The sequence below is a fragment of the Citrobacter sp. VF227 genome, assembly GCF_052950715.1.
In genome coordinates, this window is the sequence record NZ_JBRFVF010000525.1 from 1 (window position 1) to 446 (window position 446).

Genomic DNA, 446 nt, shown 5'->3' on the forward strand with positions numbered 1-446 from the left:
CAGTACTACAATGGCCGAACCAAGTGAGGCCGCCGCGCCCATGGTCAGCGAGTATGCGCCAGTGAGTTTTGCCACATGTTGGGAAAAATCACGATTAATCAACCCGGGTAGTAGCACATTTCCCAGAGCGATACCGCACCCAATAGTGGCAGTACCACGAAACAGGAATCCTGACGAAGGTAGCGAACGTATCGCAATACCTGCGCAAATCAACAGCATAGCGACAAACAGGCTGCGTTCGATGCCCCAACGGCGCGCAACGGCGGCAGCCAGGGGGGATACCAGCGCGAATGCCAGCAGCGGCAGAGTGGTCAGAAGTCCCGTCTGGGCGGTACTCAGGCCGTAGTCGGCGCGAATGGCATCCAGCAATGGGGCCGCCCCGGTAAAGTTGACACGCAGCTTGGTGGCAATCGTTCGGACCCCCGCGAGCAGCAGCCCCGTGTCTT

Annotated in this window: 1 protein-coding gene; it reads right to left on the reverse strand. The window is 59.2% G+C overall.

The genetic code is table 11. The features are described from left to right. On the reverse strand, positions 1–435 hold a 435-nt coding region (locus ACU8YC_RS27670; protein WP_446896351.1), incomplete at its 3' end, for an MFS transporter. Positions 436–446 lie beyond the last annotated feature (11 nt).